General features: G+C 51.3%; 2 protein-coding genes. Both read left to right on the forward strand.

All coding sequences use genetic code 11. The features are described from left to right. Window positions 1-171 (forward strand): IS3 family transposase (locus I6N89_RS25175; RefSeq protein WP_207020243.1); only part of this gene is annotated, 171 nt, incomplete at its 5' end. A 386-nt stretch (window positions 172-557) separates the two neighbouring features. Then, window positions 558-3533, forward strand: coding sequence for a polysaccharide pyruvyl transferase family protein (locus I6N89_RS25180; protein WP_207020951.1), 2976 nt, complete (start codon window positions 558-560; stop codon window positions 3531-3533). Window positions 3534-3652: the final 119 nt, after the last annotated feature.

Below are 3652 nucleotides of genomic sequence, written 5' to 3' on the forward strand. Positions count from 1 at the left end.
TTCTCTTCGCTAAAAACCGAACGGGTTAGGCGGAAAACTTACCGCACCAGGAAGCAGGCGCGCGCAGATGTCTTCGATTACATCGAACGGTTCTACAATCCAAAGCGTCGGCACTCGACCATCGGGTATCTAAGCCCTATCACGTTCGAGGAGAGAGCTATGAAAGCTTAAACTGCCGTCCACGAAACCGGCAGCAGGCCACTGATCCCGAAGCCAACAGGCGCCTGCGTACCCTTGCGATGGTTTGGCAAATAGCTTAAATCGCGCATGGTAGGTAAGACAGAGGTTCAGGTCATCTTGATCATCTTCTAACTTAGGGTGAGGCTGGCACTTGACATTCGGTCCCAACCAAGGCTGCGGCAGCTCTACCGATTCACACAGTTCGAGCAACTGCAGAAATTTCCATTGTCATTGGCGGGCTGCGATGCGGAGGCGAGGAGGATGTATCTTGCTGTGCATGTCTGAACCGTTTGAACTGCGCTAGGTTAGCTTGAAACCTTGCTCTGAGGCCGTTCGCCAGAGAAACGCTCCATCTATCAATTCAGGAAGTTGACACTGTGCTTAAAGATATTTCCAATGTTCTCGATATGTTCCTCCGGGAAACAGGGCTTGACGAGCATATTGCGAGATTGTGGGTCTATCGCGGTTCGTCTCGGATCCTCGACTTCGACTACAAAGGAGTTCAATTTGCATTCGATATTACGCCGTTGATAAACGGCCGCTTCCGGCTCGAAATCGTAGAGCGTCAGAATTCGGAAGTATTTTCGATCACGACAGCACCAGACAAGAAGGTGCTAGTGGTGGATGAGGCGTCGCTGGACGATGTAAAAGAGCATCTGCGCGAGCGGGCCTTCCGATTGTTTCACGAGATCGACGCATATTTAGAAGTCGGAAATGCGCAGGCTGAAGAACACGTTCTCCGCGTATCGCAGTATCTGCCCTCGGAAAAGCCGAGAAAGGTCGGTGTCATGACCTTGCCTCTAAACGCGAATTACGGCGGCAATCTGCAGGCTTTTGCGCTTATGGAAGCGTTGAGAAAGCTAGGGCATACGCCCGTATTTGTCAATTCGCGCCATCCTAATAGAAATACAACGCCTCCGAAGGGAGCCTCTCTGCCCCTGCTTTCGGACACTGTTGGCCTTGATCCGTCCATCGCGAACAGTTCATTCACTGACAAATATCTTCAGCCAGTGACTCGCGAATTCACTTCGGCCAGAGACCTCGCCGCACATATCGATCTTCTCGGTCTGGATGCGGTCATTGTGGGTAGCGATCAGGTCTGGAGGCCAAAATTCGCGCGAACTCTTCTGACGAATTTCTACTTCTGTGGGTTTCTTCCCGAAGATAGCCCGGTTAAGCGAATAAGCTATGCTGCGTCTTTCGGGGTGCCACACTGGGAATTCAGCGAAGAACAAACGCGTGAGGCATCCCGGCTGGCAGTATTTTTCGATGGTATCTCGGTTCGGGAGGACAAGGCTGTCGAGCTTTGTCGGGAACATCTTGGGGTAGAGCCACGGCATGTACTTGATCCCACGCTTCTGCTAAAGCCAGAGGATTACCAGCCCATTCTGACATCTTCATCGCGCAAACCCAATCGCGGTCAAATCCTGACCTACCTTCTTGACGTTACAACAGATAAGGTTTCGGCAGTTGACCGCCTGGCGCAATCCTTGTCGCTTGGTGCATACTCGACTGACGGCCTGCCGTTTTCTCGCGATGCGGCGGCGCAAAGTGGAGCGGAAGACAAAACAGTCGCGGGTTGGCTATCTTCTTTCCAAGAAGCGGCTTTCGTGATTACAGATTCTTTCCACGGAGTTGCTTTTTCTATTCTGTTTAATAAGCCTTTTATCGCTTACGGTAATCCAGGTCGCGGGTTGGCGAGATTCACTTCTATCCTAAAGATGGTGGGTCTGGAGGATCGATTGGTTCTTAAATCCGCCGACATTGACGCCAAAAAAATGATGCGACCCATAGATTGGGGCGCTGTGAACGGAAAGCTAGAAAGGCGCCGGGCAGAATCCCTGGAGTTTCTTGAAACTTCTCTGACGATGCCACGCAAAGCTGGGCGGAAGTTGCCTGCACAAAATTTGCAGACGTCTGAACAGGCTTTTGATATTCGTCCCGAATTTAAGTCGAACAACGCGGCCTGGAAGGTGTCAACGCGCGGCAGCACGATCATTCTTAGAGTTGTTCCGGGGGGGGCTGTGCAAGGAAATATAGTCGCATGTGAATTACCCCTGGCTTTGCAGTCAAATAAAAATTATCGAATTAAGTTAAAGTGGGCTTTCCGATCGACGATGCTCAATGTCAGGCCATGCGTCCGAAATCCGCAAACTGGCGTGAATCATATCATCGGTAATATCAGAGTCGGTGGGAAAAAAGATGAGCTGCACGAGGACATTATTGACTTCACGGTTCCCGCAGAAGGCTTTACCCAATTTGTACTGGGAGCGGGAAGCTTTACCGGCACGGACGGCGGAGCAGACATCGTCTCCATGACGTTGCGGGAAATTATCGCGAAGCCCAAAGCGCCCTCAAAGCCAGCCGCTCCCTCTTATGCTGAACGCGCTAAGTTTTTGGCTCTTCAGGACAGTGAGCGTTATTCCAGAGCCTTTACCCATGGGGATGCCATCGGCCGTGCCCGAGCTCACCTGATGTATTTTACGCACGCGATCGAAAAGGGTCTTAGTCACATGGAGTTCAGGGCCGGTTTCGGAAAGGCCGCCGTTGAAAGGTTAGCCAAAGATACCGAAAATTGGCTTGCCGCGAAAAGAAGTTCGGAAGATCAATTTTTCAAGGCGGCGATTTCGGCGATGTATTCATATTTCGAGCGCCACAAAGAAATTGGTTTTGATGTATCTGAATATTGGAAACTGTTCTCGCCCCGGGTCCAATCTCTCATTTCGCAGGCCAGTGACGAATATGGCGGTGTCCTTGAAGCCGCAGCTTATCGGGAGTCGGTTCCTGAAGTCATTCGCGACCATAAATTTTTGGAAGTTGTTTACGGCAGGCGGAGCATTCGAGAGTTTACCAGCACCACGGTTCGGGATGCGGATATCCAGCGTGCCGTACAAATTGCTGCACAGGCACCGTCAGTCTGCAATCGGCAGGGTCCTCGGGTGCATCATTTTAGGGATCCCAAACAGATACATGCTCTGGTTAATCTGCAGGGAGGCTTCGGGGGCTACAAGAAACCGCCGACGCTACTACTGGTGACCTGTGATTTGACGGCGTTCACTCAGCCGAAAGAAAGAAATCAGGCCTTCATAGATGGTGGTCTGTTCTTAATGTCGCTTTTACTGGGCCTCGAGGACGCGGGTCTTGGAGCCTGTCCGCTTAACACCACGATGGATTCGGGGCGTGAGAGCAATATGCGCAAGATTTCGAACATTTCGGAGACTGAGGTCTTCATCGCGTTCGTTGCTGTAGGACATTACGATCCGACTGTCCTGATTCCGAGATCGGTACGCTATCCTCTTGAAGATTTGCTTTTTCAGCATGATGCTGCGATGGGAGAAAAGAAGAAGGACTAATGGAGTAGCCCGCTGAAAGTGGTCCACCAACTGGGATAGATTATCCCTCAAATTGGAGGATCAGCGATGGCTGGAAAGCGAGAGAGGCCCGAAGAGATTGTATCGAAGCTTCGGCAGGT

It is taken from the genome of Salipiger abyssi (genome assembly GCF_017311415.1).
GTDB classification, from domain to species: domain Bacteria; phylum Pseudomonadota; class Alphaproteobacteria; order Rhodobacterales; family Rhodobacteraceae; genus Salipiger; species Salipiger abyssi_A.